Origin of the sequence: Pseudomonas sp. RA_5y_Pfl1_P24 (genome assembly GCF_963970945.1) — a bacterium.
In the GTDB taxonomy this organism is placed as follows: domain Bacteria; phylum Pseudomonadota; class Gammaproteobacteria; order Pseudomonadales; family Pseudomonadaceae; genus Aquipseudomonas; species Aquipseudomonas tritici.
In genome coordinates this window covers 356,639-373,564 of record NZ_CAXAOJ010000001.1, presented here as the reverse complement: position 1 = coordinate 373,564, position 16,926 = coordinate 356,639, and the positions used below count along the sequence as shown (strand labels likewise).

Genomic DNA, 16,926 nt, shown 5'->3' with positions numbered 1-16,926 from the left:
CCGCAGGCTAGCATGCGCGCGGAGTGAGGGTGATTCAAATCAAGGGGTCCCAGCGCTGCGACCAGTCACTTTCGGCCTTGACCACTTCGCGCAGCAACCCCAGCGCCTGTTGCAACACCGCCGAATCTCGCGCCCTTGAATACACCAGGTAAGTGGGAAAGCTGAACTCCGGCGCCTTCGGCACGCGCTGCATCACGCCGCTGTCGAGGTAGCTTTGCACCACGCGGGTACGGAAATAGCCGGCGCCACCGTTCTCCAGGATGTACTGCAACGCGAGTGGCCCGAGGTTGAAACTCAGCGCGGCGCGGGCCTTGTCGGGCAGAGCGGCGTCATGCTGCTGGCGAAAGCCTGGGCCCCAGTCGATATACACATAGGGGGCTGGATTGCTCACCAGTTGCACCAGGATCAGTTTTTCTTCCAGCACCTGCTCCACCTGCAACCCCGGCCAGTACTGCGGTTGGAACACCAGCGCGGCGTCGAGCACGCCCAGTTCCAACTGGCGCAACAGGTACTCGCCTTCACGGATTTCGGTACGCAGCGCATGGCCGGGGATATGTTGGCGCAGCGCCTGGGCCCAGCCGAGCATCAGCGGGTTGCACAGGCTGACCTCGCCACCGATGTGCAGCACGTTGCGATAGCCATCCGGCAAGGGCAGGTCACGCTTGGCGGCTTCCCAGGTTTGCAGCAATTGGTTGGCGTACACCACGAAGGCTTCGCCATCGGCGGTCAGCCTCGCGCCAGCACGGTTGCGCACGAACAGCGTGCTGCCCAACTGGCTTTCCAGGCTCTTGACCCGTGCGGTGATGGCGGTCTGGGTGACGTGCAGTTTCTCGGCCGCTGCAGCCAGGCTGCCGCAGCGGGTGATTTCGAGGAAAGTGCGTGCCAGTTCGATGTCCATGAAGCCCCCGGGGATGAATGGGGGCATTGTAATGGAATGCGGTCAAAACGGTGCGAGCGGGCTTGCTCGCGAAGGCGGTGGGTCAGCCATGCATGTATTGACTGATTCGCCGCATTCGCGAGCAAGCCCGCTCCCGCAGGTGATTGCATTTCAGGCTGGGGTTTTGGGTGTCTGCAAGTGCGTGGTAGGGAATGCTTTGGCATACACCTGGCACACCCGTAAAACCGTTTCATCCGCAAACCGCGCGCCTACCACATGCAAGCCCACCGGCAGCCCATTCGCTGCTAGCCCACACGGCACTGAGGCTGCCGGTTGTTGGGTCAGGTTGAAGGGGTAGGTGAACGGCGTCCACTCTGTCCACTCCTGAAAATCCGAGCCTGGTGGCACGTCGTGCCCGGCGTCGAACGCGGTGATCGGCATCATCGGCGATACCAGCACGTCGTAATGTTCATGAAAGGCCGCCATGCGCGCTACCAGGGCTGCGCGTGCTTCGAGGGCGGCGCTGAAGTCATCCAGGCTCAACCGCTCACCGCGTCGTGCGATGCGCAGCAAACCAGGGTCGAGCAACTGTTTTTGCGCCTCGCTCATGGCGCCGGTCAGGCGTGCGGCGCCGGCTGCCCACAGGGTGCTGAAGACTTCCAGCGGGTCGCTGAAGCCGGGGTCGATTTGCTCGACATGGGCGCCCAGTTGTACCAGCCCTTCCACCGCTTGAGCGACGACCTTGGCCACGTGCGGGTCGACGTCCACGTAACCGAAGTTCGGGCTATAGGCGACGCGCAAACCCTTCAGATCCGTACCCGGCGTCAGCCATGGTGTGGTGCGTGGCGCGCCGATCAAGCCATCCCGTGCATCCGGTTGGGCGATGGTCTGCAGCATCAACACGCTGTCCTCCACGGTACGGGTCATCGGCCCCAAGTGTGAAAGGAGGGTCATGGAACTGGCCGGCCACTGCGGCACATAGCCAAAGGTCGGCTTGATACCAAAGGTGCCGGTAAACGCACAGGGAATCCGAATCGAACCGCCGGCATCGCTGCCTTGGTGCAGCACGCCCAGGTTCAACGCCGCCGCGGCCCCAGCGCCACCGGACGAGCCGCCCGCCGTGGTGCGTGTGTCCCAGGGGTTGCGGGTGATGCCGTACAGCGGGTTATCGGTGACGCCTTTCCAGCCGAATTCCGGGGTGGTGGTTTTGCCCAGCAGCACCGCACCGGCCTTGCGCATAAAGGCCGGGAAGGGCGCGTCGACCTCCCACGGCCCGTCGGCGGATGAGGTGCGCGAGCCCTTTCGAGTGGGCATGCCAATCGTCAGCGTGAGGTCTTTGATCGACGCCGGCACACCGTCCAACGCGCCGCAGGGTTGGCCGTCGAGCCAACGTTGTTCCGAAGCGCGCGCCGCGTTCAGCGCGCCTTCCGGGTCCACATGGCAGTAGGCATTCACTACCGGATTGAAACGTTCGATACGCCGCAAGGCGTCTCTGGTGACTTCCACCGGCGACAGGCGCTTGTCGCGAAAATGCTGCAGCAGTTGCACTGCCGTCAATTCGCCGATCTCACTCATGCCACATCCCCCTGAGCCGCCTTGACCATGGCGCGCAGCAATACCGCGCAGCCCGCCGCCAAGTCATCCGGCGCGGCGTTTTCGATTTCGTTATGGCTGATGCCGCCTTCGCACGGCACAAAGATCATCCCGGCGGGGCCCAGTTCGGCGACGAAAATCGCGTCGTGCCCGGCGCCGCTGACGATATCCATATGGCTCAAGCCCAAGACACTCGCCGCGTCGCGCACCGCGTTGACGCAAGCCGGGTTGAAGTCCAGCGGTGGGAAGTCGGCTGTCGGCGTCAGCTCAAAGGTGAGGCCGTGCGTTTTGGCGGTGGCTTCGATCACGCCGCGCACTTCATCGACCATCGCTTGCAGCGTGTCCGCATGCAGATGGCGCAGGTCGATGGTCATGTGCACTTGGCCAGGAATCACATTGCGCGATCCCGGGTGCAGGCTCAGGCAACCGACCGTGCCACAGGCGTGGGGTTGTTGTTGATGGGCGATACGGTTGACCGCGCTGACCACCTCCGCGGCGCCCACCAGGGCATCCTTGCGCAGGTGCATCGGCGTCGGGCCGGCGTGGGCTTCGACGCCGGTGAGGGTGAGGTCGAACCACTTCTGGCCCAGGCAGCCCATGACCACGCCAATCGTCGTGGCCTGGTCTTCCAGCACCGGGCCTTGTTCGATATGTGCTTCGAAATACGCACCCACCGGGTGGCCGACCACCGCGCGGGAGCCGGCATAGCCGATGCGTTGCAACTCGGCGCCCACCGACAGGCCTTGGTCGTCGAGCTTGTCGAGGGTGTCCTGTAAATCGAATTTACCGGCAAACACACCCGAACCCATCATGCAGGGCGGGAAGCGCGAGCCTTCTTCGTTGGTCCATACCACCACTTCAATCGGCGCATCGGTTTCGATGTTCAAGTCATTGAGGGTGCGGATCACCTCCAACCCCGCCATCACCCCATAGCAACCGTCGAACTTGCCGCCGGTGGGCTGGGTGTCGATATGGCTGCCGGTCATCACCGGGGGCAGGGCAGGATTGCGTCCGGCGCGGCGCGCGAAAATATTGCCGATGGCGTCGACACTGACGCTGCACCCGGCCGCCTCACACCATTGCACAAACAGGTCGCGGGCCTGGCGGTCCAGATCGGTGAGGGCCAGGCGGCACACGCCGCCCTTGGCCGTGGCGCCCAGCTGGGCCAGGTCCATCAAGGATTGCCACAGGCGGTCGCGGTTGATCAGCGGGGCGTTGCTCTTGAGCGGTTGCGCAAAACTATTCATCAGCAGTCTCCGGTCAGGCACTCAGGGCCAAATAGCGGTTTTTGATGGTCGGGTCGGCGCGGAAAGCGGCGGCGCTGCCCTCGTAGACCACGCGGCCTTGTTCGAGCACGTAATGGCGGTCGGCGAGCTTGTCGCAGACCATCAGGTTCTGTTCCACCAGCAACACTGGCAGGCCGTCGTCCTTGACCTTGCGCAGGATCTTCACCAACTCGTCGACGATCACCGGGGCCAGGCCTTCGGTGGGCTCATCAAGGATCAGCAACTTTGGATCGTTGAGCAGCGCACGGGCGATGGCGAGCATCTGTTGCTCGCCACCAGAGAGCGCATGGCCGGCGTTTTTACGCCGCTCCTTGAGGCGCGGGAACATGCCGTAGACATCTTCGAGCTGCCAGCGGCTGGTCTTGCGTGCGGCGATGCGCAGGTTTTCTTCGACGGTCAGCAGGCGGAAAATTCCGCGGTTCTCAGGTACCAGCGCCAGGCCCTGGCGAGCAATTTCAAAGACCTTCTGGCCCACCAGTGCCTGGCCGTTGAAATGGATCTGGCCCTGGCGTGGGCAAATAATCCCGAGGATGCTGCGCAGCGTCGTGGTCTTGCCGGCACCGTTGCGCCCGAGCAGCGTCACCAACTCGCCAGGGTTTACGGTCAGCGACACGCCTTCCAGCACGTGGCTCTTGTCGTAGTAGGAGTGGATATTGTCGACGATCAGCATCAGGCAGCCTCCCCAAGGTAAGCACTGCGCACACGTTCATCGGCCCGCACGAATTCCGGCGTGCCTTCCACCAGGATCTGCCCGTGGCTCATCACTGTGATGCGTTGGCTGATGGACATGACAATGCTCATGTTGTGTTCGATCAACAGCACCGTGTGGTCGCGGCCGAGGTCGCTGATCAGCTGGGTCATGATCGGGATGTCGTCGATGCCCATGCCCGAGGTGGGCTCGTCGAGCATCAACAGTTTGGGTTTGGAGCAGATCGACATGCCCACCTCCAGCACGCGTTGCTGGCCGTGGGACAACTCGCCGGCCAGGGTATCGGCGCGGGCGGTGAGTTGCAGGCGCTCCAGCACTTGATCGGCCATCTCCAGGTGTTCGCGCTTGCTGTCCACGCGGCGCCAGAAATTCAGGGCGCGTGCACCATCGCGGCCTTGGGCGGCCAGGCGCAGGTTTTCGCGCACGCTGAGGTTCTGGAACAGGCTAGTGAGCTGGAACGAGCGCGCCATGCCCAGGCCGACACGGGCATGGGCAGGTTTGCGCATCAGGTTCCTGCCGTCGAAATGAATCGCCCCGGCGGTGGCCTGGCGTTCACCGGTGAGGCAGTGGAACAGGCTGGTCTTGCCCGCGCCGTTGGGGCCAATGATGGTGTGGATGGTGCCGGCTTCGACCTTGAGGTTTACGCCATTCACCGCATGGAAGGCACCGTAGGCCAGTTCCAGGTCGTTGGTTTCGAGCAGGATGCTCATAGCCCTTCCTCCTTGGCGACAGCGGCGGCCTTGCGACCGCCTCGCACGCGTTCAAACAGCGACACCAGGCCGCCCCACAAACCACCGCGCATGAAGACCACCACCAGGATCAAAATCAACCCTAGCAGCATCAGCCAGCGCGGCCACAGGTCGGAGAGGAAATCCCCCAGCAACACGATGGAACCGGCGCCCAGCAACGAGCCGAACAACGAGCCCGTGCCGCCGACGATGGTCATGATCAGGATGTTCTCGGACATCATCAGGTCGATATTCGACAGCGGCACAAAGTGCAGCAGCATCGCGTACAGCGCCCCGGCAATCCCGGTGACCGCGCCGGACAGTACAAACACCAGGATCTTGAAATGCCGCGTGTCGTAGCCGATGGCCGAGGCACGGGTTTCGTTTTCGCGGATCGCCATCAGCGTGCTGCCGAACGGTGAGGCGATCACCCGGCGTGCGCCGATAAAGATCAGCAGGAACAGCACCGCGACAAAGCCGTAGAAGGCGCGGGCGTCGGCCAGCGACAGCAACACGCTGTCACCGAGGCGGATTTGCGGGCGTGGCACGCTGAGCAGGCCGTTGTCGCCGCCGGTCCAGTCACTGAGCGTATAGGCGACGAAGTAAGCCATTTGGCTGAACGCCAGGGTCAGCATCACGAAGTAGATGCCGGTGCGGCGGATCGCCAGGGCGCCCACCAATAAGGCCAGGAACCCACCGGCGACGGCGGCGCCGAGCAGCGCCGTGAACAAACCCATTTGCAGGTGGATCATCAGCAACGCCGCACAATACGCGCCGGCACCAAAGAAGATGCCTTGGCCGAAGGATAGTAGCCCGGTGTAACCCAGCAGCAAGTTGCAGGCGAGGGCGGCCATGGCAAAGATCAGAATCTCGGTGGCCAGGGTCGCCGAGGGCAGTATCAACGGCAGGCCAATCAGCACTGCCAATACCCACAGCAACATCGCGCGCGATTGCGTCTTGGCAAACGGCAGGGGGTTTTTCTCGCTCATGTCAGGCTCTCCCAAACAGGCCGTAAGGACGTACCAGAATCACCACGGCCATTGCGCCGTAGATCATCAGGCTCGCGCCCTGGGGCCAAAGTGTGGTCATCAGGCTTTGCACCACGCCCACCAGCAAACCGCCGACCAGCGCACCGCTGAACGAACCCATGCCGCCGATCACCACGACCACAAACGCCACCCCGAGAATTTCCGGGCCGACGAAGGGCTGGGCGCCGCGCAACGGTGCGAACAGCACACCGGCCATGCCGGCCAGGGCTACGCCAAGGGCGAAGGTCATGGAGAACAGGCGGAAGATATTCGTGCCCAGCAGCGACACGGTCTCGGTGCTTTCACTGCCTGCCCGCACCAGGGCGCCGAAGCGCGTGCGTTCCAACAGCAACCACAGGCCCAGGCCAACCAGCCCGGAAAACACGATGAGGAAAAGGCGGTAATAGGGGTACACGAAGTCACCCACCACCAGCACGCCGCGCAGCAGTTCTGGCACGGCGACGCTCTTGCCCACCGGGCCCCAGATCATCACGCTGGCTTCCTGGATGATCAACGCGATGCCCAAGGTCACCAGGATCTGGAACATGTGCGGCAAGTGGTAAATCCGTTGAATCAATAATCGCTCGATAGCCCAGGCCAACGCGGCCACCACCAGTGGGGCGATGAGCAACGCCAGCCAGAAGTTGCCGGTGAGGCTCACGGCGGTGTAGCAGATGTAGGCGCCCAGCAAGAAGAACGCGCCGTGCGCGAAGTTGACGAAGTTGAGCAGGCCGAAAATGATCGTGAGACCGACCGCGATCAGGAAGTAGATCATCCCCAATCCGAGGCCGTTGAGTATCTGGAACAGGTAAAGAGAAAGCATGCAGGAACCCTCTGCAGGAGGCCGCTTGCACGGCCCTGCGCTACCAAATTCAGGGGATCAGCCGAGCGTGCAGCCCGTGGCTTCTACCGGCGGGAACGACTGGCCGGCACTGAGCACCTTGGCCAGGTCGTCCTTGTCGGCCATGTCGCCGGTGGCCTTGCCGATCAGCAGGTAGTAATCCTTGATCACCTGGTGGTCGCTGGCGCGGATCGATTCCTTGCCGGTCGGCCCTTCGAAACTCAAGCCCTGCATGGCTTTGGCCACGGTTTTGCCGTCAAAGCTGGCGGTGGAAATGATGGTTTCGAGCATGACCTTGGTGCTGATGTAATCGGCGGCCAGCGGGTAGGTGGGGTTGATGCCGTACTTCGCCTGGGTCAGCTTGACCAGTTCACGGTTGAGCGGGGTGTCGACCTGGTGCCAGTACTGTGCGCCGAGGTACACGCCTTCAAGCACATCGCTGCCCAACTCCTGGAATTGGTCGAGGCCGGCGGACCATACCAGCAGCACTTTCATGCGCTCCTTGATGCCGAAGTTAACCGCCTGACGCAGGGTGTTGGACGACTGGCTGCCGAAGTTGAGCAGCACGAGCACATCGGGCTTGGCGGCGATGGCGTTGGTCAGGTAGCCGGAGAATTCTTGTTCTTGCAGTGAGTGGTAGCTGTTGCCAATGTGTTCCAGGCCGTTTTCCTTGAGCACTGTTTTTGCGCCTTCGAGCAGCGCTTCGCCGAACACGTATTGCGGGGTGATGGTGTACCAGCGCTTGGCGTCCGGCAGCAGTTTGATCAGCGGCACCATGGTTTCACGGATCGCGCCGTAAGTGGGCACCGACCAGCGGAAGGTCGCGAGGTTGCAATCCTTGCCGGTGACTTCATCGGCGCCGACCGGGGTCATGAACACACCGCCGACCTTGTCCACTTCCTTGGCAACCGCCAGTGCCGACGACGACAGCGTGCAGCCTTGGAAGAACCGCGCGCCGTCCTGCTGGATGGCTTCCTGCACCTTGCGCACGGCCTTGCCGGCGTTGCCTTCGGTGTCGATGACTTTGTAGTTCAGTGGGCGCCCGAGGAGTTCGGGGTGCTGTTCCACCGCCAGGCGCGAACCCATGTCGGCAAATTTGCCATAGCTGGCAAAGGCGCCAGACATGGACTTGAGGCCGTAAAAGGTAAAGGGCTCGGCGGCGAATGCCGACCGGATACTCAGTGGGAGGCTGAGGGCGGCGGCTGCGGTGAGACTGGCTTTCAACAACGTACGACGCTGCATGGGGTGACTCCCTGGTTTAGTTATTGGCAGGAGTGGCAAGGGCGATACGGTGGAGCAAGGGCCTGTGGGCAGGCCTGTTATTGGATAACGCAGGTGTTGGTTGGAATAGGTCAATCTGTGATGTCTTTAGGGGCGGTGATCGAACTCCAGAAGAAAGTGCGGGCTGACTTCACCTTCCAGCGCCGTCATATGGTGTTCCGCATCGCACATATGCTCATGCATCAAACCGCGCACCGCGCTTTCATCCCCGGCACGGAAGGCGATCAGCAACTGCTTGTGATAATCCAGGTTGGCCGCGTCGAACTGCTTGCGCTTGGGCTTGTAGGCCTTTTTCAACACCACCAGGTCGCGCAGCAGGTCGTTGAGAAACTGCGCCATAAAACTCAGCAACGGATTGGGGCAGGCCTTGGCCAGCAGGTTGTGGAACTCCAGTTCCGCCAGGCGTTGCTCGCGCTGGCCGGCCTCGCTGTCTTCCGGGGCGCTGCAGAAATCCACGTTGTCTTGCAGGGCCTGGTAGTCGTCTTCGCTCAAGCGCCCAAGCACCGACACCGCGAGTTCCACTTCGATGACTTTGCGCAGTTGGTACACCTGCTCGCCATCCAGGTGCTGGAAGTGCAGGTAGTTGCGCAGCGCGCGGCTGGCTGGCTCAGTGCCGGCCTGGTTCAGGTAAGCACCACCGCTGGGGCCGGTGCGTGTGCTCACCAGGCCTTCCACTTCCAGGGCCTTGAGCGCTTCGCGGGCCGAGCCCTTGGAACACTGGAAGCTTTCCATCAGCTCACGTTCGGTGGGTAGACGGTCGCCGGGCTTCAAGGCGTCGGTGACGATGGAGCGCTTGACCGACTCGACAATCACATCGGACAGCTTCTGGCGTTTGCGTCGGAGCGGGCGACTTAGCATGGGTTCGATTTATCGTATTAATGCGGATAAATAGCACTTAATAGCGATCCGGATGCAGCGTCAACGCCACGTGTCGTTTTCGGTGGCAACAGGTCGCAAACGGGTGGCGGCTCTGCGGTTACCTGAGTCAAGGCAACGCGTGGACGGCGGTGGCTGCTTGCCAAAGACCAGGAAGTCTGCGACCCAGCGGTTGATGCAACTGCTGGCGGCTTGCTTGACGGGTTCTTTCAGCCTCAGTTGCTCGACCGGCGGAGCCGCTTCCTCGGCCTGTTGCGCGTTGACCAGCACCATGCGCACCACGCGCTCGGGAAACAGCGCAGCGTAACGGCTACCCAGGCGAGCGGCGTTGTCGTTGCCCAGGTAGAGCAGTTGGGCGTCGCCAAGTTGCGTGCGGACGTACTCCATGTCCTGAGCGGCCTGTTCGATGCCGTTGTCGTTGCTGAGGTCGCGGGGGCTGAGTTCGATCACGTCGTAACGGTTGACCAGCGTGCGATAGGCTGGGTTGGCATAGGCGCCCCAGAGGCTGGTCAGGTGAATGACAAAGGTGCCGCCCCGGTTGTTTGCGGCGGCGTCGCCAGCCTGGGCAAACACCACGCCCTCCCGGTTCAACGGGTCACGGGCGCCGACGCGCGTCAGGTAGAGACGCAAGCTGCCTTGCCGGGGCACGGCGTAATTGCGCGGTACGTTCACGATGCCGCATTGGGTGCGTTGCAGCACCTTGGGGTCCAGGCGCTCAACGGTGGGCAGGTGACAGTCCAGCAGCCAGTCGATGGTGGTGGGAGGGATCAGTGGTTGGGCAGGGGCAAGGCTTGCGGTCAGCCAGAGACAGGCGCACGTCAGGTAGTTTGCAACAGTCATCGAGAGGTCCTGGACGGCCGTGTGATAGCGGCTTTTTTACCAAGGACCTCAGGTCGAAGAATGTAGGGCGAGAAGACAGCGAATGTACGAAATCGGAGTTTTGTTTATCGGATCTGTGCCTGCCAGCCACCGCCCAGTGCCTTGTACAGCGCGATGCTGGCCTGCAGGCGTGACAGCCGCAGTTGCACATTCTGGTCTTGGGTCGCGTACAGCGTGCGCTGGGTTTCCAGCACCGTGAGCAGGTCTTCGGCACCTGCCTGGTAGCGGCTTTCGGCGATCTGGAACGCTGTCCGGGCTTGGTGCAACTCTTCACTTTGCCAGTCGCGTTGCTGGTCGAGGCGGGTGATGCGGCTGAGGGCTTTTTCCACATCGGCAAAGCCGTTGATGATCGCACCGCGATAGGTTTGCAGCAGTTCTTCCTGGCGTGCGCGGGCCTTATCGCGTTCAGCGCTTAAACGGCCGTTGTTGAAGATCGGGCCGACCAAGCCTGCAGTCAGCGTGTAATAGGGGCTGCGCAACACATCCATGGCCTTGTAGGCGTCGGAACCCAGGGTCGCGCCAAGGGTGACGGCGGGCAGCATGGCCGCGCGGGCCACGGTGACATCAGCCTGTGCCGCCGCCAGTTGCGCCTCGGCCTTGGCGATGTCGGGCCGGCGGCTGAGCAATTGGCTGGGCAGGCCGGCGCCGATGCTCGGCCAGGTCAGTGCCTGAAAGGGCTCGGCGCCCAGGTCCAAGGCCTGCACCGGTTGGCCGAGCAGGGCGGCCAGGGTGATCTGCGATTCTTCGGCCAGTTGCTGGATCAGCGGCAGCTGGCGTTGCTGGCTGGCCACCAGGCTTTTTTGCTGGGCCAGTTCCAGGGCCGTGGCGGCGCCGGCGTCATAGCGCGTCTGTACCAGGTCGAGCACGTTGCGCGCATTGGCCAGGTTCAGCTCGGCGATCTGCTGGCGCTGGTGGGCGGCGAGGGTTTGTGCGTAGCGGTCGGCCACGCTGCTGAGCAGGGTCAGTTCCACGGTGGCCTGGTCAAACTCGCTGGCGCGCAGGCTGTGCAGGGCGCTGTCGCGAGCGGCGGCGCGGCCACCCCAGAAGTCCACTTCGTAGCTGGCGGTGAGGTTGGCGCCGAAGTTGTCGACGGCGTCGTCGCTTTGGGACGCATCCAGGTTCGGTCCACCTGAGCCGCGTATGAGTTTCTGGTGACTGGTCTCAAGGTTGAACTTCACCTCGGGCAACACCGGCGCGCCGGCTATCACCGCACTGGCCTGGGCCTGGCGCACACGGGCCGTGGCGGCGGCAACGTCGAAACTGTCACGGCGGGCCTGCTCGACCAGTCGGTTCAACTGCGGGCTGGCGAAGTGTGTCCACCATTGCTGGTTGGTGGCCTGGGCGGCGTCGCGCTCGGCGTATTGCCAGGCGGCAGGCGGCGCAATAGCCGTGTCGATGGCCGGTGGGTTGCCGGCGCAGGCGCTGAGCAACACGCACACACCGGGCAAGTAAATGGATCGTTTATTCACGGGTCAACGCCTTAACCGGATCGAGCCGGGCAGCTTTACGGGCCGGCATAAAGCCGAATACGACGCCGGTGACCAGCGCGCAACCAAATGCGCCACACACCGCCACCAGGGAAAACTGCACCGCCACCTCGGCCAGTACCAGCACGCCACCCACCATCAGGGCCAGGGCGATGCCGCACAGGCCGCCGACCACCGAGAGCATCACCGCTTCGGTGAGGAACTGGCGCAGGATGTCGCGCTGGCGTGCGCCGGTGGCCATGCGGATACCGATTTCGCGGGTACGCTCGCGCACAGTCATCAACATGATGTTCATCACGCCGATACCGCCCACCAACAGGGAGATCGCGGCAATCGAACCAAGCATCAACGACAGCGTGTTCTGCGTGTGGGCTTCGGCCTGGATCATCGCCGCGTTGTTGGTCAGCTCGTAATCGCGCTTGCCGTTGTGCAGCGTCTGCATCAACTGGTCGATGGCCAGCTCGGCCTCGTGGACCTTGCGCGCATCAGCCGCCGCGATCACCACGTATTCGGGGTTATAGCTGCCGAACAGGCGCACGCTGGCGGCGGTATAAGGGATGGCAATGCGGTCGTCGCTGTCCTTGTTGCCGGAGCTGGCGCCTTTTTCCGCCAGCACCCCGATCACCTGGAACGGCACGTTCTCAATCAGGATGTACTGGCCGATGGGGTCGACCTCGGCCTTGAACAGTTTCTCGCGTACACGATGCCCGATCACCGCCACCGTGGCGGCGGCGCGCTCGTCCTCGGCGGTAAAATAATTGCCCTCGACCACCGGCCAATTGAAAATCTCCGGGAAGTTGGTGTCATTGCCGCCCACATAGGCCATGTAGTCGACATTGCCAAAACGCACCCCGGCTTCGCTGCCGTTGACCGGCATGATGCGCTGCACCTGGGGCAGCGCTGCCAGTGCGTGGACGTCATTGAGCGACACGATTCCCGGCGGCGTACGCGGGTTGGGCGACGAGCCACTGAGGTAGATGATGTTGGAACCGAACGCGCCCATCTGCGCCATGACCTGGCGCTTGCTGCCTTCGCCCACCGCGAGCATCACCACCACCGACGCTACGCCGATAATGATGCCCAGCAGGGTCAACGCCGTGCGGAAGCGGTTGATCCACATCACCCGCCAGGCAGCTTGCACGGCATCCACCAGTTCGGCTTTCCACGCGCCATTGTGCTCGGCGCCGTCGGCCAGGCGTTGGCGCAGGTCAACGGCTTGCAGGGCGCCGTTGGCTAATGCAGGAGCAACTTCGCTGCCATCGGCCGAGTCACTGATGATCAAGCCATCGCGAATCTCGATAATGCGGTTGGCCCGCGCCGCCACTTCGCGGTCGTGGGTGATCAGGATCACCACGTGGCCTTGGCTGGCCAGTTCGTCGAGCAGGCTCATGACCTCGGCGCCGCTGTGGCTGTCGAGGGCGCCGGTGGGTTCATCGGCCAGGATGATGTGGCCACCGTTCATCAATGCGCGAGCGATGGACACGCGCTGCTGCTGGCCGCCGGAAAGCTGGTGCGCACGGTTGCCGGTGCGGTCGGCCAGGCCCAGGCGCGTGAGCAGCGCGTTGGCGCGGGCATGGCGCTCGGTGGCGCTGATGCCGGCATAGATCGCCGGCATCTCGACGTTTTCCTGGGCCGAGCCGGAGGGAATCAAGTGGTAGCCCTGGAACACGAAGCCAAAGGCTTCGCGGCGCAGCCAGGCCAGTTCGTCAGAGTCCAGGCGCGCGACGTTTTCCCCGGCGAACAGGTAGTCACCGACGCTTGGGCGGTCGAGGCAGCCGAGGATATTCATCAGCGTGGACTTGCCGGAGCCCGAGGCGCCGACGATGGCAACGAACTCCCCGGCATGAATCGACAGGTCGATGCCGCGCAACACGTCGACCTGCGGGCTTTCGCCGCCGCCGTAGGATTTGCGGATGTTCTTGAGTTCGATCAGGGGCGTGGTCAACTCAACCCCCGTTGCCGTCGGCCGGGCCGATCAACAGTTGATCGCCCTCGTTCAGGCCGTCGAGCACTTGAACGCGCAGGCGGTCACTGATGCCCAGTAGCACGTGGCGTTCTTCGATACGCCCGCTTTTGGTCACGACCCGGGCGATCTGGCGGTCGGCACTGGACGTGCCCCGCAGCGCGGCAACCGGTGCGGTGAGGGCGTCCTTGACCTGGCTGGCAACGAAAAACACCTGGGTGGTCATCTGCGCCATCAACGCGTTGTCGCTGTTGTCCACGTCCAGCAGCACGGTGTACAGCACTACACGGCCACTGCCGCTTTTACTGGAACCGTTGGGGCTGCCGCTGCCTTGGCTTTCATTCAAGGGCTTGGGCGGGATCGGCAGGATCTGCCGCACGGTGCTGGTCCAGCGCCGGTTGCCGCCGCTCAGGGTGGTGAAGTACGCGGTCATGCCGGGCTTGACGTGGCCGATATCGGCTTCCGAGACTTCCGCCCAGACGGTCATCGGTGACAGTTTGGCGATGCGCAGGATCAGCGGCGTCTGCTGCTGGGCATTCAGGGTCTGGCCGACGCGCGCGTCCACCGCCACGACGGTGCCGGTCATCGGCGCATAGATGCGTGTGTAGCCCAGCTCCGCTTCATCGCTGCGCAGGCTGGCCTGGGCTTGCCGGATCTGCGCCTGGAACATGCTGACCCGGGCCGCAGTGGCGCTCAATTCAGCTTTGGCGGTTTGTACATCTTCTTCACGGGTCGCATTACCGGCGGCCAGGCGTTGCTGGCGCTGGTACTTCTGGCGTGCCAACTGATGCTGGGCGTTTTGCTCCTGCAACTGGGCCTTGAGGTTTTCGATGGCGTACCGGCTGGCGTCGAGCTTGGCTTTTTGCGTGGAAGGGTCTATTTCCACCAGCAATTGGCCTTCCTGGACCTGGTCGCCGGCCTCGACGTGGATCTTGCGGATCTGCCCGGACGCCTGTGCGCCAACATCCACATAACGCCTGGGTTGCAGGGTGCCCAGGGCCGTCACGCTGTTTTCGATATTGCCGCGGGTGACGCTCACGGTGGTGAGGGTGTCACGCCCAGGCGGCAGCACTTGCCAGGCCGCGATGGCGATGATGGGGAGCAGGCACGCGATAGCCAGAAAGGCGCGTCGGGCAGGTCGAGGGCGTTTCATGCTTTGGTTCCAGCCAGGAAAGTTCGGACCGCAGTTGCGGGGAGCTGAAAGGTAGACGAGGGAATTGCGTGGGGATTTAGGCGGTTACATAGGCAGTTACAGCGCCCTTGAAGAAAAATAATCGTCCGTTGATGCAAGTGTGCTTTAAAAGTAGATGAGAATTACTATAAATTGCACGCACTCAAACTGCCATCACCCAAACGCTGTCTTTTTTGCACCCAAGAGCCTAATGCCGCCACCCGGCGGTCGGGAGTCATGTTGGAAAACTACTATCGCGAGCTGGTGTGTTTCCTCAACGCCAAGCTGGGCAACCGTCAGGTGGCCGAGGATGTGGTGCATGACGCTTATGTCCGGGTGCTGGAACGTTCCAGCGACACGCCCATCGAACAACCCCGCGCCTTTTTGTATCGCACTGCGCTCAACCTGGTGATCGACGGCCATCGCCGCAACGCCTTGCGCCAGGTTGAACCTCTGGATGTGCTGGATGCCGAAGAGCGCTTCGCCAGTTGCTCGCCCCACACCCACCACGACCACGGCCAGCGCCTGGAATTGCTCGAACGCGCCCTGGCCGAGCTGCCGCCAGCCTGTCGCGACAGCTTTCTGCTGCGCAAGCTCGACGGCCTGACCCACCTGCAAATCGCCGAGCGCCTGTGCATTTCCCGCGCCCTGGTGGAAAAACACATCGTCAACGCCATGAAGCACTGCCGGGGGCGGATGCGAGAGTGGGAAGCGCACTGATCACCTGTTAGTTAAATTTTATTTCACTGTCCTCGTTTCCTATCAACACATGACCTGTTGTGCAGGTCTTGAAAGGTATTCCCGCCCCACCGCCAAGGGGCTTATCCAGAGGACACTGGAATGACACAGGCTATTGCTTCGCCCGCGGTTCACGACCTGATCGGTATCGGTTTCGGCCCTTCGAACCTGGCGCTGGCCATCGCCCTGCAGGAGCGCGAAAAGGCCCAGGGCAAACTGGACGTGCTGTTTCTCGACAAACAGGCCGACTACCGCTGGCACGGCAATACCCTGGTGACCCAGAGCGAACTGCAGATCTCGTTCCTCAAGGACCTGGTGACCCTGCGCAACCCCACCAGCCCATATTCCTTCGTCAATTACCTGAAAGCACACGACCGCTTGGTGGACTTTATCAACCTGGGCACCTTTTACCCGTGCCGCATGGAGTACAACGACTACCTGCGCTGGGTCGCCGGGCAGTTCCAGGCCCAGGCGTGCTACGGCGAGGAAGTGCTGGCCATCGAGCCGATCCTGCATCAGCAGCAGGTTGAAGCGCTGCGCGTGATTTCCCGCGATGCCCTGGGCGAGCAGCACGTGCGCACCACCCGTTCGGTGGTGGTCAGCGCCGGCGGCACACCCCGTATTCCGGAGGCGTTCAAGGCGCTCAAAGGGGACCGCCGGGTGTTCCACCATTCTCAATACCTAGCGCGCATGGCCACGCAACCGTGTGTCGAGGGCAAGGCCATGCGCATCGCCATCATCGGCGGCGGCCAGAGTGCAGCCGAAGCTTTTATCGACCTGAACGACAGCTTCGCGTCGGTGCAGGTCGACATGATCCTGCGCGGATCGGCGCTCAAGCCCGCCGATGACAGTCCGTTCGTCAACGAAGTGTTCTCGCCGGCCTTTACCGACCTGGTGTTCCAGCAGGAAGGTGCCGAGCGTGAGCGCCTGGTCGCCGAGTACCAGAACACCAATTATTCGGTGGTAGACCTGGACCTGATCGAGCGTATCTACGGCATCTTTTATCGCCAGAAAGTCTCCGGCATCGCCCGCCAAGCGTTCCGCACCATGACGGTGGTCGAAAAAGCCACCCCAGGTCCGTTGGGCATCGAGTTGGTGCTGCGCAATAACGCCAGCGGCGAAACCAGCGTCAATCATTACGATGCGGTGATCCTCGCCACCGGCTACGAGCGCCAGACGCACCGCGCCTTGCTGGCGCCGCTGGAAGATTATCTGGGCGAATTCGAGGTGGCGCGCGATTACCGCATCGTCACCGACGAGCGTTGCAACGCTGGCATCTACATCCAGGGTTTCAGCCAGGCCAGCCACGGTTTGAGTGACACCTTGCTGTCGGTGCTGCCGATTCGTGCGGATGAGATTGCAGCGTCGCTGTACGCACTGGACCGTGGGCGTGGCAAGGGACGCTCGGTGCGTGACGTGTTGCTCGCCACCGCGAGCTGAGTTCCAGCTACAAGCTTCAAGCTTGTAGC

15 protein-coding genes are annotated in these 16,926 nt (G+C 62.7%); 2 read left to right on the top strand and 13 right to left on the bottom strand.

The window, feature by feature from the left end:
• Positions 1-34 precede the first annotated feature (34 nt).
• The 13 genes from AACY30_RS01715 to AACY30_RS01655 form a co-directional block, all read right to left on the bottom strand.
• A complete protein-coding gene (locus AACY30_RS01715; protein WP_122684030.1) occupies positions 35-898 on the bottom strand; it encodes a LysR family transcriptional regulator in 864 nt (287 codons plus the stop codon).
• 150 nt (positions 899-1,048) lie between these two features.
• Positions 1,049-2,452: an amidase gene (locus AACY30_RS01710; protein WP_339467566.1), complete on the bottom strand. Its 1,404-nt coding sequence runs from the start codon at positions 2,450-2,452 to the stop codon at positions 1,049-1,051.
• Complete coding sequence (locus tag AACY30_RS01705) at positions 2,449-3,717, bottom strand: Zn-dependent hydrolase (protein ID WP_339418013.1); 1,269 nt, start codon at positions 3,715-3,717, stop codon at positions 2,449-2,451. The genes AACY30_RS01710 and AACY30_RS01705 overlap by 4 nt, the downstream gene beginning before the upstream one ends.
• A gap of 13 nt (positions 3,718-3,730) precedes the next feature.
• Complete coding sequence (locus tag AACY30_RS01700; RefSeq protein ID WP_339418011.1) at positions 3,731-4,426, bottom strand: ABC transporter ATP-binding protein; 696 nt, start codon at positions 4,424-4,426, stop codon at positions 3,731-3,733.
• Positions 4,426-5,175 carry an ABC transporter ATP-binding protein gene (locus AACY30_RS01695; RefSeq protein ID WP_339418010.1) on the bottom strand — a complete coding sequence of 250 codons (750 nt, stop codon included), beginning with the start codon at positions 5,173-5,175 and terminating at the stop codon, positions 4,426-4,428. The genes AACY30_RS01700 and AACY30_RS01695 overlap by 1 nt, the downstream gene beginning before the upstream one ends.
• Positions 5,172-6,182: a branched-chain amino acid ABC transporter permease gene (locus AACY30_RS01690; RefSeq protein ID WP_339539507.1), complete on the bottom strand. Its 1,011-nt coding sequence runs from the start codon at positions 6,180-6,182 to the stop codon at positions 5,172-5,174. The genes AACY30_RS01695 and AACY30_RS01690 overlap by 4 nt, the downstream gene beginning before the upstream one ends.
• Before the next feature lies 1 nt (position 6,183).
• Positions 6,184-7,044: a branched-chain amino acid ABC transporter permease gene (locus AACY30_RS01685; protein WP_339467562.1), complete on the bottom strand. Its 861-nt coding sequence runs from the start codon at positions 7,042-7,044 to the stop codon at positions 6,184-6,186.
• A gap of 57 nt (positions 7,045-7,101) precedes the next feature.
• Complete coding sequence (locus tag AACY30_RS01680) at positions 7,102-8,304, bottom strand: ABC transporter substrate-binding protein (protein ID WP_339467561.1); 1,203 nt, start codon at positions 8,302-8,304, stop codon at positions 7,102-7,104.
• Between the two features lie 126 nt (positions 8,305-8,430).
• On the bottom strand, positions 8,431-9,201 hold the full coding sequence (locus AACY30_RS01675) for a FadR/GntR family transcriptional regulator (protein WP_339467559.1): 771 nt from the start codon (positions 9,199-9,201) through the stop codon (positions 8,431-8,433).
• Between the two features lie 60 nt (positions 9,202-9,261).
• Complete coding sequence (locus AACY30_RS01670; protein WP_339539505.1) at positions 9,262-10,059, bottom strand: alpha/beta fold hydrolase; 798 nt, start codon at positions 10,057-10,059, stop codon at positions 9,262-9,264.
• A gap of 104 nt (positions 10,060-10,163) precedes the next feature.
• The gene (locus tag AACY30_RS01665; protein WP_339539504.1) at positions 10,164-11,567 is read right to left on the bottom strand and encodes an efflux transporter outer membrane subunit; all 1,404 of its coding nucleotides are present in this window, start codon (positions 11,565-11,567) and stop codon (positions 10,164-10,166) included.
• The gene (locus AACY30_RS01660; RefSeq protein ID WP_339539502.1) at positions 11,560-13,530 is read right to left on the bottom strand and encodes a MacB family efflux pump subunit; all 1,971 of its coding nucleotides are present in this window, start codon (positions 13,528-13,530) and stop codon (positions 11,560-11,562) included. The genes AACY30_RS01665 and AACY30_RS01660 overlap by 8 nt, the downstream gene beginning before the upstream one ends.
• Before the next feature lies 1 nt (position 13,531).
• A complete protein-coding gene (locus AACY30_RS01655) occupies positions 13,532-14,701 on the bottom strand; it encodes an efflux RND transporter periplasmic adaptor subunit (protein ID WP_339539501.1) in 1,170 nt (389 codons plus the stop codon).
• Positions 14,702-14,956: 255 nt separating this feature from the next.
• Between AACY30_RS01655 and AACY30_RS01650 the strand changes: the two genes are divergently transcribed.
• Positions 14,957-15,439 carry a sigma-70 family RNA polymerase sigma factor gene (locus AACY30_RS01650; protein WP_065875993.1) on the top strand — a complete coding sequence of 161 codons (483 nt, stop codon included), beginning with the start codon at positions 14,957-14,959 and terminating at the stop codon, positions 15,437-15,439.
• Positions 15,440-15,559: 120 nt separating this feature from the next.
• Entirely contained in the window at positions 15,560-16,897 is a 1,338-nt protein-coding gene (locus AACY30_RS01645; protein WP_339467550.1) for a lysine N(6)-hydroxylase/L-ornithine N(5)-oxygenase family protein, read from the top strand.
• The last annotated feature ends 29 nt before the right edge of the window (positions 16,898-16,926 follow it).

What these genes read in the sequence shown, in the direction of transcription:
- AACY30_RS01650 (WP_065875993.1), top strand. Translation starts at nt 14,957, where the DNA reads ATGTTGGAAAACTACTATCGCGAGCTGGTGTGTTTCCTCAACGCCAAG.
- AACY30_RS01700 (WP_339418011.1), bottom strand. Translation starts at nt 4,426, where the DNA reads ATGCTGATCGTCGACAATATCCACTCCTACTACGACAAGAGCCACGTG.
- AACY30_RS01670 (WP_339539505.1), bottom strand. Translation starts at nt 10,059, where the DNA reads ATGACTGTTGCAAACTACCTGACGTGCGCCTGTCTCTGGCTGACCGCA.
- AACY30_RS01690 (WP_339539507.1), bottom strand. Translation starts at nt 6,182, where the DNA reads ATGAGCGAGAAAAACCCCCTGCCGTTTGCCAAGACGCAATCGCGCGCG.
- AACY30_RS01645 (WP_339467550.1), top strand. Translation starts at nt 15,560, where the DNA reads ATGACACAGGCTATTGCTTCGCCCGCGGTTCACGACCTGATCGGTATC.
- AACY30_RS01715 (WP_122684030.1), bottom strand. Translation starts at nt 898, where the DNA reads ATGGACATCGAACTGGCACGCACTTTCCTCGAAATCACCCGCTGCGGC.
- AACY30_RS01695 (WP_339418010.1), bottom strand. Translation starts at nt 5,175, where the DNA reads ATGAGCATCCTGCTCGAAACCAACGACCTGGAACTGGCCTACGGTGCC.
- AACY30_RS01685 (WP_339467562.1), bottom strand. Translation starts at nt 7,044, where the DNA reads ATGCTTTCTCTTTACCTGTTCCAGATACTCAACGGCCTCGGATTGGGG.
- AACY30_RS01710 (WP_339467566.1), bottom strand. Translation starts at nt 2,452, where the DNA reads ATGAGTGAGATCGGCGAATTGACGGCAGTGCAACTGCTGCAGCATTTT.
- AACY30_RS01705 (WP_339418013.1), bottom strand. Translation starts at nt 3,717, where the DNA reads ATGAATAGTTTTGCGCAACCGCTCAAGAGCAACGCCCCGCTGATCAAC.
- AACY30_RS01675 (WP_339467559.1), bottom strand. Translation starts at nt 9,201, where the DNA reads ATGCTAAGTCGCCCGCTCCGACGCAAACGCCAGAAGCTGTCCGATGTG.
- AACY30_RS01655 (WP_339539501.1), bottom strand. Translation starts at nt 14,701, where the DNA reads ATGAAACGCCCTCGACCTGCCCGACGCGCCTTTCTGGCTATCGCGTGC.
- AACY30_RS01680 (WP_339467561.1), bottom strand. Translation starts at nt 8,304, where the DNA reads ATGCAGCGTCGTACGTTGTTGAAAGCCAGTCTCACCGCAGCCGCCGCC.